Origin of the sequence: Bradyrhizobium sp. U87765 SZCCT0048, assembly GCF_018131225.1 — a bacterium.
GTDB lineage: Bacteria > Pseudomonadota > Alphaproteobacteria > Rhizobiales > Xanthobacteraceae > Bradyrhizobium_A.
This window is the reverse complement of the sequence record NZ_JAFCMM010000001.1, coordinates 2,435,278-2,454,826: the sequence shown is the minus strand read 5'-3', so window position 1 is coordinate 2,454,826 and position 19,549 is coordinate 2,435,278. Positions and strand designations below refer to the sequence as shown.

Below are 19,549 nucleotides of genomic sequence, written 5' to 3'. Positions count from 1 at the left end.
GAGGGCACGTCGGCGGACCGCCGTGGTCATGGAGCGGGCCGGGTGCGGGAGCCGATGACGCAGAGCGATCCGACGAGCGACGATCTGACGCGCGAGGCGCTCGGCTGGCTGTCGCGCGTCAGCCTCGGCGATGCAACGCACGAGGATCTGGCCGAGCTGCGCCGCTGGCGGGACCGCAGTCCGGAGCATGCGGCGGCGCTGGCCAACGCCGGCCAGCTGTGGCGGTCGCTGCAAATGCCGGCGGCGGCGCTGGTGCGCGAGCGTGCGACGGCACGCCGTGGCGGCGTGCATCTCAGCCGCCGCGCGCTCATCGGTGGCGGCGCGGCGGCTGCGGCAGCGGCCATCGGCGTGATGATGGTGCGCCCCCCGCTCGGACTATGGCCTTCGATCACCGAGCTCGCTGCGGATCATCGCACGGGCACGGGCGAGCAACTGCATTTCAATCTCGGCGAGGCCGTCGCCGTCGATCTCAACACCCGCAGCAGCGTCGCGCTGTCTGGCGCGCCGCCGGGCACGGCAATGGAGCTGATTGCCGGCGAGGCCGCCGTCACCGTTGATGGCCGCGCGCCGCAACAGTTCGTCATGGCCGCGGGCCGCGGGCGCATCAGCGCGGCGCGCGCCACCTTCAATGTGCGCCATACCGGCGCGCAGGTCGCATTGACCTGTGTCGACGGCGAGGTGTCGGTGGCGTGCGAGGGCCGCAGCGCCGTGGTGCGCGCGACTCAGCGCTTGGTGTACGATCGCCGCGGCCTCGGCGATATCGCCGCGGGCGATGCCGCGACTGTGACCGCGTGGCGTGACGGCATGCTGGTGTTCCGCAACACGCCGCTGTCGGACGTGATCGACGAGGTCAATCGCTACCGCTCCGGTCGCATCGTGCTGCTCGACGGCAAGCTCGGTCAGCGGTTGGTCACGGCGCGTTTTGAGATCGCGCGCCTCGATACCGTGATGGGACAGATCGCGACGGTGTTCAAGGCGCCGGTTCGCACGTTGCCCGGCGGTCTCGTCCTGGTGGGATGATCGGTTCGGCCACGGCGGTCGAACATCAGGCGGCGTCACATCGCTGACATATCCGTCCCGTGTCGCAGGCCTGTCGCGACAACATCCGAAAAAAGATTCCGCTTTGCGCGTCGTCATCTCGTCCACCGCATGAGGGGGCGATTGCACGGCGGTGGTGCAGCTCGCGTCCCGGAGAAGAGGCTGGTTCCTCTTCCCATCGGTTCGATGATGCACCGCTTGAAAGGCCGGCCATGCCGCACACTGCTTCCGCCTCGTCCGCTGTTCGCAAGGCCATCGGCCTGTCTGTCGCGCAGCGTCGGGCAGCCCTGCTGCTTGGTGCCAGCGCGATTGCGCTGGTGGCGACGATGGACGTGGCGCGCGCGGCGCAGCTCGGCGGCGGGGTCGGTGTTCCCGCGCCCAGCTACTCATCCGACGCCGCGGCGATGGCTGCCCAGCAGGCGGCCGCGATGGCCCAGCAGGGCCAGAGCGCGATGCGCCGCTCGATCGAGGCCATCCAGGCGATGCAGGGCGCCCAGGCCGCGGCCCGCAATGCGGCAGCTGCCGCGCAACATTCGGCGACGCTGCCCCAGATCGCGGTGCCCAACGGTCTCGGTGCTGGCGGCCTGCAGGTCGCACCGGGTGGAACCTGGAGCGGTGCGAACGCTCCGGTGCAGAGCGCGGGTGCGAACGGCACGACCGTCACCATCAACCAGACCGCGCCGCAGGCGATCCTGAACTGGCAGACCTTCAACGTCGGTGCCCAGACCACAGTCAACTTCAACCAGCAGGCCTCGACCTGGACCGCGCTCAATCGCGTCATCGGCAATGCCGGTCCGAGCCAGATCCTCGGCCAGATCAACGCTCCGGGACAGGTGCTGGTGATCAACCAGAACGGCATCATTTTCGGCGGCGCCAGCCAGATCAATGTCGGCTCGCTGATCGCGTCGACCGCCAACATCACGGACCAGCAGTTCCTCACCAAAGGTATCTATTCGTCACAGAGCGGGGCTGCCTATCTGCCGAGTTTCACGGGCGCGGGCGGCAAGATCATCGTCGAGAACGGCGCGCTGATCACGACGAGCGCGCCGGCGTCCCTCACCGACAATGGAGGCTTCGTCGCGCTGCTCGGAACGGACGTGCGCAACGCCGGCACCATCGCCACCCCGAAGGGGCAGGCCCTGCTCGCCGCCGGCGACGACTTCGTGCTGCGGCCCGGATACGGCACCACCGCCAACCAGTACGCGACCACGCGTGGCAATGAAGTCGCACCGCTGCTCCATATCGGCAGTGCGAGTGGCACGGTGAGCAACAACGGTCTCGTCTTCGCCCAGCAGGGCGACATCACCCTGGCCGGCCATGCGGTGGTTCAGGACGGTGTGCTGATCTCCACGACCTCCGTCAGCCGCCGCGGCACCATCCATCTGCTCAATTCGGCGAGCGATGCGACCGGCAGCATCACCCTCACGGGCAACAGCCTGACGCTGATCTCGCCTGAGCTGGCATCGAGCGAGACGGCGATGAACGCCCAGCGCGATGCGCTGATTGCAGCGTCAGGGCCCAACACGCTGGCGACCGGCCAGTTCGACAATCTGTCGAAGCTTGCGGATCGCAAGGATCAGTCGCGCGTCGAAATCGTCAGCGGCGGTCTCGTCGATTTCCAGAATGGCTCGCTGACTCAGGTCCAGGGCGGCCAGATCGCGGTTTCAGCCGGCAGGCGCGTATTCGCCGAGTCCGGCGCGACCCTCGATGTTTCCGGCGTGCAGGGCGTGCTGCTGCCGATGAGCAGCAACGCTATCAAGGTCAATGTCCAGGGCAACGAGCTGCGCGACTCGCCGAACAACCGGGACGGCAGCGGCCTGATCAACCAGAACGTCTGGATCGACGCCCGCTCGCTCATACTGGTTCCGGCGGGCACCGGCGGCTATGCCACCGACCGCTACTATACCGGGGGCGGCCTGCTCGAGGTTTCGGGCTATCTCAGCAACACGCCGCACACCATCGGTGAGTGGACCGCGGTCGGCGGCACCGTCACGCTGTCGGCACCGGAGGTGGTGGCGCAGCAGGGCTCGATCTTCAACCTGTCCGGCGGGTCGGTCTCCTACCAGGGTGGCTTCCTGCCGCAGACCTTCGTGCTCGGCAGCGATGGCCGCATCTACAACGTCAACGACGCGCCGTCGAACCTCACCTACACGGCGGTCGTGACCGGTTTCGTCGTGCAGCATCGTCAGGGTGGCAGGCTCGATCCGAAGCTGACCGAGATCTATGCCAGCCCGCTCGGCTTTGGCGGCAGCATCTGGCAGGACGGCTATACGATCGGACGCGACGCCGGGCAGCTCGTCCTGTCGACGCCCACGGCGATGTTCGAAGGACAGATCATCGCCGACGTCATCCGCACCCAGCGCCAGGTCGGCGCTCGTCCGGCGGGGGTCACCGACGGCTATAAGCTCGGTCAGGGCCAGACAGCACTGGCCGGGCAGTTGTTCGTTGGCCAGTACGGCGGTCTCGGTCTTGCGGGGGGCTACAACAGCGACATCAGGATCGGCACGGTCGCGTCGTCGACCGCGGGCATGAATGCGGGCGGTGCGTTGTCGCCGGATCGCACCAACACCGTCTGGTTCGATGCCGGCCACATGTCCGACGAGAAGCTTGGCGGCATCAACTTCACCAGCACGAAGTCGGTCTCCATCGATGCACCCGTGACCTTCGACCACGGCGCACAACTCGTCCTCACCGCGCCGAACGTCGCCGTCAATGGCGACGTGACCGCTCACGGCGGAACGCTGACGCTCGGAAACTATATCCTCGTTCGTCCCAACCTGATCCAGACGCCGTTCTGGCAGGCGTTGACCGGCACGGGCGGCAAGGCGCAGGTCACCATCGGCAACGGCAGCACGATCGATCTGACAGGGCTGTGGGTCAATCAGCGCGACGACGCGCCTTCCGCTCCGTCGCTGCTCGGATTCATCAATGGCGGCACGCTGAACGCGGCGACGACCGGTGGCGTCACCTTTGCCGCCGGCAGCACCATCGACGTTTCCTCGGGGGGCGCCGTTCTCGTCAGCGGCAAGACGCAGGGCGGCCAGGGGGGGAGCGTCAGCCTGATCGCCGATGATGATTCCCGTCATGTCGATCTCGGCCCGGTCGTCGATCCCTATGCGCCACTGATCGTTGACGGCAAGATCGCCGCCTATGGTTTTGGCGGCGGCGGAACGCTGACGCTCAAGGCCGGGCAGGCGGTCGTGATCGGCAAGGACGCGACGCTGACCAGCGGTGTTATCGGGCCGAACGCGGCTCTGACCACCAGCGTGCGTCTCGCCGCTGACGTGACCATCCCGGTCGGGGGCAAGATCCCGTTCGACTACAAGGTCATCGTGACCTCGGTGCCGGTCGACACGCTGCTGACAACTCCCTACACGGTGGTCTTCAGCTACGGCATGTCGATCACGACGGGGGCGAACTGGGTCGTTCCGGCGCAGATGTGGGTCGGCATCAACGGCACTGTCATCAACGCGGGCGGGACCGTGCCGATCGGTGCCAAGATCACCAATATCTCCAACGTTCCGGCCGGTGTGGTGATCCCGTCGTCGGTGTTTCCGAACGGGCTTCCGATCACGCCGATCGTCACCGCGTCCTACAGGGCGGGCGATGCGGTCACGGCGCCGGTCAAGCTGGCCGCCGGAACGGTCATTCCGGTCGGTGCGCAGTTCGACCAGCCGATCGCCATTCAGTCCGCGCTCGCTCTCGATCCCGGCATTTTCAAGTCCGGGTTCACGAGCTACGTCGTTAAGAGCAACTCCGGCATGGAGATCACCGGCAACATCGCCGCGACGGTGCCGGTCTATCGCTTCAGCGACGCCAGTTTCACTGCCCCGACTGGAAGCCGCAGCGCCGAGGTGGCGGATCTGTGGTTGCCGCCGGCCTATTTCGAGAATCCCACGACAGGACGGCTGACTCAGCGCGTCGGAGCGAGCCTGACGCTCAGCAGCCTTTATGATTTCGGCATGACCCGTGGCAGCTCGATCATGGTCGACCCGGGCCAGGGCGTGACGATCTATGCCAACCGTCAGACCACCATCGAAGGCGACATCACGGCCCACGGCGGCAATATTCTCGTCGCCAGTGTACCGAACGCCACGGGCGGAACTTCGTATGGCGGCGGCTTCGGCAACCTGACGGCGACCCGTTCGGTATGGATCGGCGAGGACAGCACACTCGATGCGTCCGCTCAGGCCGTCATCGCGACGGATGCGAGCGGCCGTCGCTACGGCGTGATTCCGGATGGTGGTTCGATCTCGCTGGGCGGGATGCCAAACGGGACCATCGGAAGCGACGCGTTCATCATTCTTCGTCCCGGTTCCCTGCTCGATGCGTCCGGCGCGGCCGGTGTGATCGACGTGTTGTCCACGGCTGGAGCGCGGTCCACTTCGGTCGCGAGCAATGGCGGGTCGATCTCACTGTATTCGGCGAGCGGCATGTATCTCGACGGCCTCCTGCGCGCGGCCGGGGGCGGCGCGGGCGCGTCCGGCGGCCTGCTCAGCATCAATGTGCTCAGTCACACCCTGACCGTGACCGATCCGAGCGTCTACTTTCCCTACTCGGTCGGGGCCATTCCCGACGAGATGCAGCGGCTGCGCAACATCACGATTGTCCAGCACGATCAGCCGGCGGCGCTTCCGGCGGATTTCAGGCCTGGTCAGCGCGCGGCCGGGCTGAAGTATGGCGAAGCGACCATCAGTGTCGACAAGATCCAGGCCGGTGGCTTCGATCAGCTTGCCCTCGCCACCCATGATCTGTTCGTGTTCAGCGGCAATGTCGATCTCGCGATGAATCGCAGCATCGTTCTGTCGGGAGGCGTCATCGTCGGTGGCGCGGACAATCCGCATGTCAGCGTCCGTCTGGCCGCGCCCTACGTGAAGCTGGACGGCTGGTACAACGATGCCTCGCTCGCGGCCGCGCCGATCGACCAGTACTACACCGGCCTCAACGCGATCCAGGGAGACAGCCTGTACACCGCCGTGAACAGCAGCTTCCGGGTCGATGCCGATCTGATCGACCTGTCTTCAGCAGTGCGGTTCGGCGTTCATGGCCATCAGGGATCCGGTTCGATCTATCTCCTGGGTGGCATTTCGACACCCGCCCAGTCTCCGAGCCAGGACGACGACACGACTCACATCAGCGGCCCACACATCGTCGATGCGCCGGGCTTCGGCAATGTCGTTCTGCACAGTTCCGGGGACGTCCGGCTGAGCACCGGTTCGATCACCGCCAGGAAGAATCTGACGATCGAAGCCGCTCAGATCTATCCGCTGAGCGGCGCGGTGAACAGCGTCATGGTGGGGCAGGTTCTGACGCGAAGCAACTTTGGCGGCATTGGACCTCTTGTCTTCGATCCGGATGCCAAAATCGTCATTCGCCGCACCGACGACGCGATTCCCGCCGTACCGCCGTCCGTTTTCGGCAGGCTTGCTCTCATCGCGCCGAATATCGATCAGGGCGGCGTCATTCGCGCCCCCCTCGGCATTATCACGTTCAATAGTCTCTTCGGCAACACGGCGTACACGCCTCCGGTCACGGCAGTCACGTTGCGGGATGGCAGCCTGCTGTCGACGAGCGCGAATGGATTAGGCATTCCCTTTGGTGGGACGAGTGACGGCGTGACCTATCAGGGCGCTGACGGAACCACGACAAATCTCGGCTCGGCGTATATCAACGACTCCGGCACCAATCGCGTGACCACGGGCGTGATGATCGGTGGCCAGACGATCGTCGCCGAGCATGGATCGGTCGTCGACGTCTCCGGGGGCGGCAATCTCGCCGGCGCCGGCTTTATCTCGGGACGCGGCGGCTCGGTCAACGCCCTGACCACGGCGCTGGTCAATGCCAACCCGGCCAACGCCGCCTACAGCGCATCCGGCAACAAGGTCTATGCGATCATGCCGGGATATGCGTCGAGCTACGCACCGGTCATCGCCACCAAGGGCGGAGGCGATCCGGTCATCGGTCAGCAGATCACCATCCCTGGCGGTGTCCCTGGTCTGCCGGCAGGTACCTACACGCTTCTGCCGTCCAGTTACGCACTTCTGCCCGGCGCCTATCGGGTGGAGCTTGGCGGGAAATCCTCGATCGCCGCCGCGCCGACCGGCCTGCCGAACGGCTCGATCATCAGCAGCGCCTATCTCGGATTCGCCAATACTGGCATCCGGGACGTGCTGCCGACGCAGGTGATCCTGACGTCCGGCACGACGGTGCGTCACTATTCCCAATACAATGAAATGAGTTACGCGGATTTCGTGCGAACCCAGGCGACCATGTTCGGTGGCGCCCGTCCGCGGCTTCCCAGCGATGGCGGTGTTCTGCAGTTCACTCTCGGCATTCCATCGAGCGGCAAGTCTCTGTCGTTCGGCGGAACGGCGTTGTTCAATGGTGTCGACGGCGGCATGTCCGGCATGCTCGGCATCGTGGTTCTGAACCAGGGAACGAACCCGCCCCTCGATATCATCGCGCCGGGAAGTGCACCGACGCCGGGGCACGTCGCGATTTCAAGCGATGACATCAATGCCTTCAACGCCGCAACGCTCATGATCGGCGGCATGACCTATTACAGCACGACCGACGGCGTGGTTGCCGAACGCATCGTGTTCAGCGGCGGCGGCGACGTCAACATCATGACTGGTGCGACGCTGCGCGCCGGGCAGATCTTCCTTGTGGGATCGACGGTCAATATCGCGAGCGGCGCGACCCTCGACACCCGCGGATTAGGACGTAACGGCATCGATTCGACCTTCGGTTATGTCTACGCGAACACCTCTTCGGAAGTGACCAATCGCTTCGGCTCGGCTGTTCTCGCCGTGGCCAATGGTTGGTTCAATTTCATGCCTTTCGTCGGCAACGGCAACATCAATGTGGCCAGCGGAGCGTCGCTGTTGACCGATGGCAGCATCGTGCTGGGTGCGCCTGGTTCGCTGACGATGGGCGACGTCAATTTCGGCGCGCGATATCTCGCGGTGACGCAGGACACGGTCAACATCGGCACCGATGCATCGCTGGCCGCGGCGCAGGCTTCCGGTCACCTGCCTGCGGGATGGAATTTGACCCAGAGCGTGCTCGACAGGCTGTTGCATCCGTCGTCGACGGCAGGCATTCCCAACCTCGAGCAACTGACCATCGTCGCCGGCGGCTCGGTCAATCTGTTCGGCAATGTGTCGCTCGATGCGCGCAGCCAGTCCTCCAGCGGCAGTGTCGAGTTCGTCATCAACTCGCCGGCGCTCTATGGCCTCGGCAACAACGGCGAGACCGCGAAAATCGCGGCGGATGCATTCGTGTGGAACGGCATTCGCGTCGGCAATGGCCTCGACCCTTCGAACGTCAGCGGTGGCGTTCCCTACAGCAGCAAGGATCCTGCATCGATCCAGCCGGGCGGGCCCGGGACCGGAGCAGGGATGCTCGATATTGCGGCAAGGACAGTGCTGTTCGGCTATGCCAGCCACTCGGCGGTGACCGACGGGATCAGTCTTAATCGCTATGCGATCGGTTTCTCGACGGTCAACATCAGTGCGAGCCAGCAGGTCAACGCCAACAGCAACGGTTCGTTGTTCATCGGCCAGAGCCGCGACAGCAATGGCAATGTCGTCGGGGGAAACCTGAATATTACGACGCCGCTCCTCACCGCCGAGAAAGGTGCGACGCTGGCTTTTGCGGCCGGTGGCGACATCGGCATCCATGCGCCTGCCGGAGCGGGATCTGTCGACACCGCGAGCGTGACCGGTCTCGGCGGCACGGTGTTGTTGACGGCCAACAGCGTCGTCGTGGATACGGCGATCGCGCTGCCGAGCGGCAAGCTGAAGATCGATGCCGTCAATGACATCGTTCTGGGAGATCAGGCTTTCGTCGATCTCTCTGGCCGCGGCCTCCTGTTCTTCGACAAGGTGGCCTACAGCTGGGGCGGCGATCTGGTGCTGCAGAGCGCCCATGGCGATATCGTGCAGGCAGCGGGCTCGATGATCGACGTGTCGGCGCGAAACAACGTGGCCGGCACGGTGACTGCGACGGCGATCGATGCGGCGCATGGCAACGTGCTGTTCAACGGAGATCTCAAAGGGGGCGCCACCGGAGACTACGCGTTCGGCCAGTTCACGATCCAGGCCCAGACGCTGGGTGACTTCGCCGCCCTGAACCGCAAGCTCGGAACGGCCGGCTTCTTCGGAGCGCGGGTATTCGACATCAAGCGCGGCGATTTGACGATCGGCGACGAGGTCAAAGCCAGTTTCGTGTCGATCTCGGTGGATGGCGGCAGCCTGACCGTCAACGGAACGATCGATGCGAGCGGCAGCAAACCCGGCACCATTCGTCTCGCGGCGCGCGACGATCTCACGCTGGCGTCCTCTGCGGTGCTTGATACCCACAGCACCCGTCTGAAGACCGACAGCTATGGCGCGCCGATCGAGGCGGACAACACCGCGCATATCGAGCTGACTTCCGTGGGCGGCTTCGTCAACCTCGGCGGGGGCGCCACGATCGACATGCGCGCGGCCGACAATGTTGCGCGCGGCAGACTGGAGATCAATGCGCCGCGTCTCGGCGGCGTGAACGGCAGCGGCGACGGCGCCAACGACGTTGCGATCAATGCCGGCGCCACGCTCAACATCAGGGGGGCCGCGGGCATTGCTGTCAATGGCTTCCGGACTTATGTGCTCCCGGACGGCAGCACCATCGATCAGGCGTTTCTCGATACGCTTGACGGGGACAGCCGCGGGTTCATCAATGCCGCCGTCGGCAACAGCGCGTTGCAGGCGCGCCTTGCCGGGCTGGCCGCTTATGGTTCGTCTTTCCATCTTCGGCCGGGCGTCGAAATCCGGTCTGACGGAACGCTGTCGACGTCGGGCGATCTCGATTTCGCGGGCTATCGTTATGGGCCCAACGCAGATGCCGCACGTCTCGGCTCAGGCGAGCCCGGCAAGCTGGTCATTCGGGCCGGCGGTGATCTGAAGATCAACGGCAGCATCACCGACGGCTTCGCGCCGCCGCCGGTGACGCCGGACGAGAACGGCTTCCTGACCGCGGTCCCACGAACGATCGCCGAGCAGGACATCTATCCGACCGAGAATATCCGTCTCGCCGAGCCCTGGACCGTTCCGAAAGACTATTTCTACAACTCCATCGTCATGACGGTGATGGATACCTCCGGAAATTTCTACAATCCCGGAGATACCATTCCGGCCGGAACGATGATCGCGGTCATCAATGACTATGGATTGACCTTCGCGTGGGAGGGAGGACTGATGATTCCCTCGCTGGCCGCTCCCGCGGCGCCGCGTCCGGTCTATGCGTTGGCCCAGCCGCTGGCGCCCGGAAGCATGTCGTGGTCGATGCGGCTGGTTGCCGGCGCGGATACGGCGGCGGCAGACAGTCGTGTTTTGCGCAGCACGTCCGCTCTCAATGGCGGCGGCAACATGACGCTGAACGATCTGCACGTCGCAGGATCGGACGGCAAGCCCGTGGCGAGTGTCATCCGCACCGGAACCGGCGATCTCGAACTGCTCGCTGGCGGGAGCTACACCCAGGTGACACCCTATGGCGTGTACACCGCTGGTACCCCCATCGCCGAGACAGGGACGGCGGCGAACGATCCCTACAACCTCGCGCGGGGCCGATGGAGCGGTGACGGGACGATCCTGGGGCAGGCGTTCGGCGACTATGAGAGCACGCTCGGCTCGCAGTACATGTACTACATGGAGCATGGCGGCGACCTGCTGCTGACGGCACAGGGCAACATCAACGGTGCGCTGTCGTCCGACTCCGGTCAGGTCGGTGGCTGGTTGTGGCGGCAGGGTGGCGCGCAACTTGGCCAGCGCACGGCCTGGGGCATCAACTTCGGAAGCTATACGCCGGGTGTGACGGTCGACGGCATCAATCCGATCGTGCACCTGTCGACGTTCTCCGGCATCGGCACGCTCGGTGGCGGCAATGTCAATGTCAGCGCCGGGGGCAATATCGGCGACAGCGGACTGGTCTTTGCCGTCGGCGCCAGCGGCCGTGTGATGGCGGACGGCAGTCTGGTTCAGACAGGCGGCGGCACGCTGTCGGTGAAAGCCGGTGGCAATATCGGCAGCGGCGGCAATCAGTTCGTCGATGTGCGTGGTGATATCGGCATCGAGACCGGTAGCTTCGGCAGCCTCCAGGGCAAGAACTTCGGTTACGATGCATCGACCGACCCGAAGCCGACCGATCCGTTCAAGGGGTATTCGCTCACGCTCAACGCCGGCGGATCATTCGTGCCGGGTGATGGCACCGTCGATATTCGCGCGCGTGGTGACATCACGATGGGCGAGATCATCGACCCGGGTCGGGTCGCGCTGATGCAGCAGACCGATGCCGGCGTGGCGCAGGGCGTTCAGGCCGCGACATGGTTTACATTGTGGAGGCCGGACACGGCCATCGACATGTTTGGCGGCCGAACCGTTTCGCCGTTCTCACCCAGTCAGGGGACGACGGTCTTCCTGCCGCCAATCCTGCGCGCCACGGCCGGTAACGGCGATATCTATGTGATGCCGGCGGACAACGGCGTCAGCCTGATGCTTCCGTCGCCGAACGGCGCGCTCGATCTCCTGGCGCAGGGATCGATCATCCGAACGACCGATACGCGCAATGTCATCGGACCTCTGTCGTCGTCCATGTCCTCGCTCGCGACGCCGTTGCGTCCGGGCTGGGTGATCTCCACGACGGACGGCTATTCATCGAAGGCCGTGCTGTCGAACTACTGGGATGACCCAACGCTTGGCTATGCCAAGGGCGGGAATCCCTTCGTTTTCGGCCCGAACACGGTGAGCGATGCCAGCGCTCTCGCCAGCGGTGTCAAATCGCACATCTATGCGCTTCAGGGCGATGTTCTCAATCTCATCTATGGCCAGGTCGATATCGAGAAGACGTTCGGTGGTTCGGGTTATATCTACACGACCTATTACTGGGCCGGGAAACCGGTCTCGATCCTCGCAGGCGGCGATATCGTCAATTTGCAGGGCATGATCCTGCAGAATGATCCGAGCGATGTGTCCGTGATCGCGGCATCCGGCAATATCGTCTACGCCGGTACCAACGTGCGTAGCGATCAGACCGGGCTGATGAACGCCGGTCTTCAGGTCGCCGGCCCCGGAACCCTCGAGGTGACCGCCGGCAAGAACATCTACCAGGGTTCGATCGCGGCGATCGAGAGCATCGGTCCGAAAGTCATCGGCGATACCCGTCCCGGCGCCAGTGTGGTCATGCAGGCCGGTGTCGGTGCGGGAGCGGCGGGTATCGGGCAGGTGGACTGGACGGGATTTGCGAAACTCTATCTCGATCCGGCCAATCTCGCCGATGCGGCGCGGCCGCTCGCGGACCAGCCCGGCAAGGTCGTCAAGACCTACAACAGCGAACTGGCCGGATGGCTGAAGAGCCGTTTTGGCTATGCCGGGTCGGACAACGATGCGCTGGGCTACTTCCTTGCGCTGCCGGCCGAGCAGCAGCGCGTCTTCTTGCGCACCGTGTACTACGCAGAGCTGACAGCGGGCGGTCGCGAATACAACGAGATCGGCGGTCCGCGGTTCGGGTCGTACCTGCGCGGACGCGAGGCTGTGGCCACGCTGTTTCTGAACGGCGGTGCGTACAGCGGCGACATCACGGCGTTCACGGGTAAGTCCCAGCTTGTTCTGGGCGCCATCGTCAGCGGTTTCGTCCATACCGATGCGGGCGGAGACATCCAGTTCCTGGCGCCGGGCGGACGCGTGGTTGTCGGCACCGAGGGACTGGCCCCCGGAGCGGACGCGGGTCTGATCACCCAGGGCCAGGGCGATATCCAGATCTTTGCGCAGAACAGCGTCCTGCTCGGCCTGTCGCGTATCATGACGACCTATGGCGGCAATATCCTCGTCTGGTCTGCCGCAGGCGACATCAACGCCGGCCGTGGTTCGAAGACCACGGTGGTGTTCACGCCGGAACGTGTCGACTATGACGCCTATGGCCACATCACCATGTCGTCGCAGGTGCCGGCGACCGGCGCCGGCATCGCCACCCTCGCGTCGGTGGCGGGCGTGCAGCCCGGCGACGTCGATCTGATCGCGCCGCTCGGCACGATCGATGCCGGCGAGGCCGGCATCCGCTACTCCGGCAACATCAATCTCGCCGCGCTGCAGATCGTCAACGCGGCCAACATCACCGGTCAGGGCACGGTGTCCGGTCTGCCCACGGTGCAGGGTCCGCCAACCCTGGCGCTGACCGCGGCGTCGAACACGACCGCGGCGACCCAGCAAGCGGCGCCGCCGCCGTCCCGCAGCGATGGCCAGCCGTCCATCATCATGGTCGAGGTGCTGGGTTACGGTGGTGGCAGCGGCGACCAGGACGACGACAGGAAGCGACGCGAGGCGCCCGAGCAGCACAGCTACAATGCTGACAGCCGTCTGCAGGTGGTCGGGCTCGGGCGTCTGACCGACGAGCAGAAGCGCCAGCTTACGGACGAAGAGCAGGGCGGTCTCGCCGGCCGCTGATCCGCGGTCCGACGGCCGCCGGCGCTGCGTCAGGCGCCGGCAACATGCAGGGTGCGGGTCGCGCCGTCGAAGAGATCGACGAACGCGGCAGACACCGGCTGGTCGGTGAAGACATGGGGGTGGTCGCCGAGGTGGCCGCCTCGCACGGTCGCGTTGCGGCCGAACTTACTGTGATCGACCACCAAGAGCGCCGTGCGGCAGTTGGCCGCGATGGCATGGCGCGCCTCGACTTCGCCGGCATGGAAGTCGAGCAGCGAGCCGTCGTCGTCGATGCCGCCGACGCCGAAGATGCCGAAGTCCGCCTTGAAGCGCGAGAAGAAGCTGACGGCGCTGTCGCCGATGACGTCGCGGTCGTGGCGGCGCAGCGTGCCGCCGGCCATGGTGATGTCCACGTCCGCATTGCGGGCGAAAGCCGCGGCGGCGTTCAGGCTGTTGGTGATGACATGCAGGCCCTTGCGATGGCCAAGGGCCAGCGCGACGCATTCCGGGGTGGTACCGAGCCCGATCATCAGCGATGCGCCGTCCGGAATGAAAGCCGCCGCCGCACCGGCGATGCGGCGTTTGGCATCCAGGTTGAGCACCTGCCGGCTCTCATAGGCGAGGTTCTGGTTGGGCGCGGGCAGGCCGACGCCGCCATGGATGCGCCGCAGCAATCCCTGCTCGCACAGCCGGTTCACGATCCGGCGGATGGTCTGCTGGGTAACGTCGAAGCGGGTGGCGAGCTGCTCGATGGAGGCAAAGCCCTGCTCGCGCACGCGTTCGAGAATCCAGGCCTGTCGTTCTTCGGCTGCGGTTTTCAGCATCGGATGTCGCGCTCGGATGGTGGTTCGCCCAGGGCTGGGGATGGTCCACTTTATATTTTCATTCGAACATCGGATATGTTCATATGAATGTTACAGGGAGATGATATCTGGCCGCGGCCGGAGGAGATCGGGGCGCAAACGTCCCCGAACGCCGCCGGCGCAGCGCGCAAACCCTTGCCGTTGCCGACCAACACTTGAACAGGGACGTCGAGGCGACGGACGGGGCGACATCGGCGCGACCGCGCGGATGGGCCAGCGTCCAGGGCCGGGGTGACCATGTCTGCAATTTCGCTCGATCACATCGTCAAAACCTGGGGCGCGATGCGCGCCGTCGACGACGTGTCGCTGACCGCGGAGGAAGGATCGCTGCTGGTGCTGCTGGGGCCGTCCGGCTGCGGCAAGTCGACCACGCTGCGGTTGATCGCCGGGCTCGAACAGCCCGATGGCGGCCGGGTGCTGATCGGCGGCACCGACGTCACCGGCCAGTCGCCGGCCCAGCGCCGCATCTCCATGGTGTTTCAGTCCTACGCGCTGTTTCCTCATCTCACGGTCGCCGAGAACATCGTGTTTGGCCTGCGCGTGCGCGGCGTCGCCCGCGGCGAGCGCGATGCGCGCCTGAAGCGGGTCGCCGACATCGTCGGGCTCGCGCATCTGCTGGAGCGCAAGCCTGCGCAGCTGTCCGGCGGCCAGCGCCAGCGTGTCGCGCTCGGCCGCGCCATCATCGCCGAGGCGCGGGTCTGCCTGATGGACGAGCCGCTGTCCAACCTCGACGCCAAGCTGCGCCACGAGATGCGCACCGAGATTCGCGCGCTGCAGCAGCGTCTCGGCATGACCATGGTTTATGTGACACACGACCAGACCGAAGCGATGACCATGGCGGACCGGGTGGTGCTGATGCGTGACGGGCGGATCGAGCAGAATGGCTCGCCCGAAGAGCTCTATCGCCGGCCGGCAACTGCCTTCACCGCACGCTTCATCGGCACGCCGCCGATGAACCTGATCGCTGCCGGCGATACGCTCACCGGCGTGCGCCCCGAGCATGTCCGGATCGTCGGCGAGAGCGGCCGTCACGCGCGCGTTCGCAGCGTCGAACATCTCGGCGCCGACAGCATCGTGCTGTGCGACGTGGACGACCAGGCGGTCGCTGTGCGGCAGGACGGCTTCAGCAAGGCAGCGCCGGGCGACGAGGTTCGTCTCGCCTGGAGCGCCGCCGACGAACACATCTTCGACAACACCTCCGGCCGGCGGCGTGACGCCGCGGTCGCCCCATCCGCCGCCGGCTGAGGCTGGCAGGATCAACAGGAGCAAGCCATGACACTTTTCCGAACCACCCTGCTGGCGGCTGCGGCCGTCACGGCCCTGGCCTTCGGCCCGCGCCCCGCCGCCGCAGTGGACCTCACCATGTACTATCCGGTGGCGGTCGGTGGCCCGGTGACCAAGATCATCGACGACATGGTCGCCCGGTTCGAGAAAGAGAACGCCGACATCAAGGTGACGGCGGTCTATGCCGGGAACTACACTGACACCATGACCAAGGCGATGACCGCGATGAAGGGCGGCCAGCCGCCGCAGCTCTCGGTGCTGTTGTCGACCGACGTGTTCACGCTGATGGACGAGAACGCCATCGTGCCGATGGACGATCTCGTCGCCGACAAGGCGTGGTTCAAGCAGTTCTATCCGGCGTTCATGGCCAACGGCCAGGTCGGCGGCAAGACCTGGAGCATCCCGTTCCAGCGCTCGACCATCGTGCTGTACTGGAACAAGGACGCGTTCAAGGACGCCGGCCTCGATCCGGAGAAGGCGCCGGCGTCGTGGGACGAGATGGCGCAGATGTCCAAAAAGCTCGTCAAGAAGGACGCGTCGGGCAACGTCACGCGCTGGGGCGTCGAGATCCCGACTACCGGCTATGCCTACTGGATGCTGCAGGCGCTGGCGATCGAGAACGGCCAGAGGCTGATGAACGAGGCCGGCAACGAGCTCTATCTGACCGCGCCGAAGACCGTCGCCGCGCTGAACTACTGGGTCGACCTGTCGCGCAAGGACGCGGTGATGCCGACCGGCAGCATCGACTGGGCGACGCTGCGCACCGACTTCCTCGAAGGCAAGACCGCGATGATGTGGCACACCACCGGCAACCTGACCGCGGTGAAGGATGGCGCCAAGTTCAACTTTGGCGTCGCGATGCTGCCGGCCAAGGAACGGCGGGGCTCGCCGACCGGCGGCGGCAGCTTCTACATCTTCAAGAGCGCCTCGCCCGAGCAGCAGAAGGCTGCGGTCAAGTTCATCCAGTGGATGACCGCGCCGGAGCGCGCCGCCGAATGGAGCATCAAGACCGGCTACGTCGCCGTGTCGCCCGCCGCCTACAAGACCCCGGCAATGGAGGCCTATGTCAAGGACTTCCCGGCAGCGACGGTCGCGCGCGATCAGCTCGAGCATGCCGTGCCTGAACTGTCGGTGCACGAGAATGGCCGTATCTACAAGTTCGTCAACGACGCGGTGCAGGCTGCGGTGACCGGTTCGCAGAGCCCGCAGGATGCGCTGGCGTCGGCACAGCAGCAGTCCGACCGCGTGCTGCGCGCCTACAAGTAAGGAGAGCGAACCGGGCGGCTATCGAGGCCGCCCGGTTCGATCATCACATGACCGAAGCCGCCGCCACCGTCGATTCGACCCGCCGCCCGCCGCGCTCGCAGGCGTGGCGGAATGCGGTCCATGCTTGGCTTTTGCTGCTACCGGCGGCGGTGCTGCTGGTCGCTTTCACGCACTATCCGATCCTGGCGACGATCCGTCACAGCTTCTTCCTGCCCAAGCGCGGCGGTGGCGAAGTGTTCGTCGGGCTGGACAACTACAGCGCCATGGCTGCCGATCCGATCTTCTGGAAGGCGCTGGTCAACAATCTCTGGTTCGCGCTCGGCACCATCCCGACGTCGATCGCGCTGGCGCTGGTGATGGCGTTGTGGGTCAACCGCAACATGCGCGGACGCGGTTTTCTGCGGCTCGCCTATTTCACGCCGACCGTGCTGCCGATGATTGCGGTCGCCAACATCTGGCTGTTCTTCTACACGCCCGACTACGGTCTGCTCGATCAGATCCGCGGCCTGTTCGGCTTCGCCGGCTGGAACTGGCTCGGCGATCCCCGCACCGTGATGGGCTGCCTGATCGTGATGGTGATCTGGAAGGAAGCCGGCTTCTTCATGATCTTCTATCTCGCTGCCCTGCAGCAGCTGCCGCCGGACCTCGAGGAGGCCGCAGCCGTGGAAGGCGCCGGGCGATGGACCATTTTTCGCCGCATCACCTTTCCGCTGCTGATGCCGACGACGCTGTTCGTGGCGATCAACGCGGTGATCAACTCGTTCAAGCTCGTCGATCACCTCGTGATCATGACCAAGGGCGGGCCGAACAACGCCAGCTCGCTGCTGCTCTATTACATCTATGAAGTCGCCTTTACCTTCCAGGACCAGGCCTATGCCGCGACGCTGACCGTGGTGCTGCTGGTGATCCTGTGCACGCTGGCGCTGCTGAAGTTCGGCTATCTCGACCGCAGGATCCATTATCAATGATCGGCCGCACCCATCCGCTCGAGGCGATCGCTGCCTGGCTGCTGGCGCTGCTGTGGCTTGCGCCGCTCGTCTATGCCTGCTGGAGCGCGCTGCATCCGGCGGCTTACGCCACCTCGTTCAGCCTGTCGGCGCCGTGGACGCTGGAGAATTTCGCGCGCGCCTGGCACCAGGCGCCGTTCGGCCGTTACTATCTCAATACCTTGCTGCTGGTGACCATGGTGCTCGCCGGGCAACTGGTGCTGTCGACGCTGGCGGCCTACGCGTTTGCGCGGTTCACCTTCAAGGGCGGCGGCATCGCCTTCGCGCTGGTGCTGCTGCAACTGATGATCATGCCGGACGTGCTGATCGTCGAAAACTACCGTGCCGTCGGCGCGCTCGGGCTGCTCGACACGATCCCGGCGATCGCGTTGCCGTATCTCGCCAGCGCGTTCGCGATCTTCCTGCTGCGCCAGACCTTTAAAGGTGTGCCGCAGGAGCTGGTCGAGGCCGCGCGCGTCGAGGGCGCCGGCGCGCTGCAGATTCTGTGGCGCGTCTATGTGCCATTGGCGCGGCCGACCTACATCGCCTTTGCGCTGGTTTCGGTGAGCTATCACTGGAACAACTTCCTGTGGCCGCTGATCGTCACCAATTCGGTGGAGAGCCGGCCGCTGACGGTGGGGCTGGCGGTATTCGGCGCGCCGGAAACCGGCGTCGACTGGTCGGTCATCAATGCGGCCACGGTGATGACCATGGCGCCGCTGCTCGTGGCGTTCCTGCTGTTCCAGCGGCAGTTCGTGCAATCGTTCATGCGAGCGGGAATTCGTTGATGCGCCTGATCACCTGGAACATCCAGTGGGGGAAAGGCTGCGACGGCGTGGTCGATCTCGACCGCGTCGTCGCGACCGCGCAGGCACTCGGCGACGCCGACGTCTACTGCTTCCAGGAGGTGTCCGACGGTTTCACCAGGCTCGACGGCGGCGTCGACCAGAGCGCGGTACTGGCGGCGCTGCTGCCGCACCATCGGCCGGTGTTTCGGCCGGCAGTCGAGGCCATCGATGCCGACGGCCGCGTGCGGCGGTTCGGCAACATGACGCTGTCGCGGCTGCCGGTACTGCAGGTCGAGAACCATCTGTTGCCCTGGCCGCAAGCCGGCCATGGCCGCAGCATGCGCCGTGAAGCGCTGGCTGTGACGGTGGCGGCCGCGTTCGGTCCACTTCGGGTGGTCAACACCCATCTCGAATTTCATTTCGCAGCGCAACGCGAGGCCCAGATCCTGCGGCTGCTCGACCTGCAGGAGGAAGCCTCGACCAGCCCGCGCGCGGCTTCGTCGCGCCACGACGATCCCTACGCCGGCCAGACACTCGCGGCGTCGAGCCTTCTCTGTGGCGATTTCAATTTCGACGTGTCCGATCCGCAGCATGCGTTGCTGCAGGATGCGCGGCGCCGCGGCCACAACTATCGCGACGCCTGGCTGATCTGTCATCCGCAAGGGCCGCGGCCGCCGACCTGTGGGATTCATGATCGCGAGCTGTGGGATGGTCCTGATTGCCGCGATTTCATCTTCGTCACTGAGGATCTTGCAGCGCGCGTCAGGCGTGTCGCGGTCGATGGGGAGACGGCCGCATCCGATCATCAGCCCCTGCTGATCGAACTCGCTGACTAGGCGCTGCCCGCTATTCCTGGCGCGGGCTGC

General features: G+C 65.4%; 8 protein-coding genes. 7 read left to right on the top strand and 1 reads right to left on the bottom strand.

The genetic code is table 11. The features are described 5' to 3' along the window. Positions 1-54 precede the first annotated feature (54 nt). Both JQ639_RS10795 and JQ639_RS10790 read left to right on the top strand, forming a co-directional pair. Positions 55-1,020: a FecR family protein gene (locus JQ639_RS10795; RefSeq protein WP_211966101.1), complete on the top strand. Its 966-nt coding sequence runs from the start codon at positions 55-57 to the stop codon at positions 1,018-1,020. A 230-nt stretch (positions 1,021-1,250) separates the two neighbouring features. Next, positions 1,251-13,517 (top strand): filamentous hemagglutinin family protein, encoded by a 12,267-nt coding sequence (locus JQ639_RS10790; RefSeq protein ID WP_211966100.1) that lies wholly within the window; start codon positions 1,251-1,253, stop codon positions 13,515-13,517. A 29-nt stretch (positions 13,518-13,546) separates the two neighbouring features. On the opposite strand, the gene JQ639_RS10785 is transcribed toward JQ639_RS10790, so the two are convergent. Further along, on the bottom strand, positions 13,547-14,320 hold the full coding sequence (locus tag JQ639_RS10785) for a DeoR/GlpR family DNA-binding transcription regulator (RefSeq protein ID WP_211966099.1): 774 nt from the start codon (positions 14,318-14,320) through the stop codon (positions 13,547-13,549). A gap of 276 nt (positions 14,321-14,596) precedes the next feature. Here JQ639_RS10785 and JQ639_RS10780 point away from each other — a divergent pair, with 276 nt between their 5' ends. The 5 genes from JQ639_RS10780 to JQ639_RS10760 are packed head-to-tail and all read left to right on the top strand — an operon-like array spanning position 14,597 to position 19,519. Further along, positions 14,597-15,604, top strand: coding sequence for an ABC transporter ATP-binding protein (locus tag JQ639_RS10780; protein ID WP_211966098.1), 1,008 nt, complete (start codon positions 14,597-14,599; stop codon positions 15,602-15,604). 27 nt (positions 15,605-15,631) lie between these two features. After that, positions 15,632-16,909, top strand: coding sequence for an ABC transporter substrate-binding protein (locus tag JQ639_RS10775; RefSeq protein WP_249123051.1), 1,278 nt, complete (start codon positions 15,632-15,634; stop codon positions 16,907-16,909). 47 nt (positions 16,910-16,956) lie between these two features. After that, positions 16,957-17,877 carry a carbohydrate ABC transporter permease gene (locus JQ639_RS10770; RefSeq protein WP_211966097.1) on the top strand — a complete coding sequence of 307 codons (921 nt, stop codon included), beginning with the start codon at positions 16,957-16,959 and terminating at the stop codon, positions 17,875-17,877. Further along, entirely contained in the window at positions 17,874-18,683 is an 810-nt protein-coding gene (locus JQ639_RS10765; RefSeq protein WP_211966096.1) for a carbohydrate ABC transporter permease, read from the top strand. The genes JQ639_RS10770 and JQ639_RS10765 overlap by 4 nt, the downstream gene beginning before the upstream one ends. Next, positions 18,683-19,519: an endonuclease/exonuclease/phosphatase family protein gene (locus JQ639_RS10760; protein WP_211966095.1), complete on the top strand. Its 837-nt coding sequence runs from the start codon at positions 18,683-18,685 to the stop codon at positions 19,517-19,519. Before JQ639_RS10765 ends, JQ639_RS10760 begins: the two co-directional genes overlap by 1 nt. Positions 19,520-19,549: the final 30 nt, after the last annotated feature.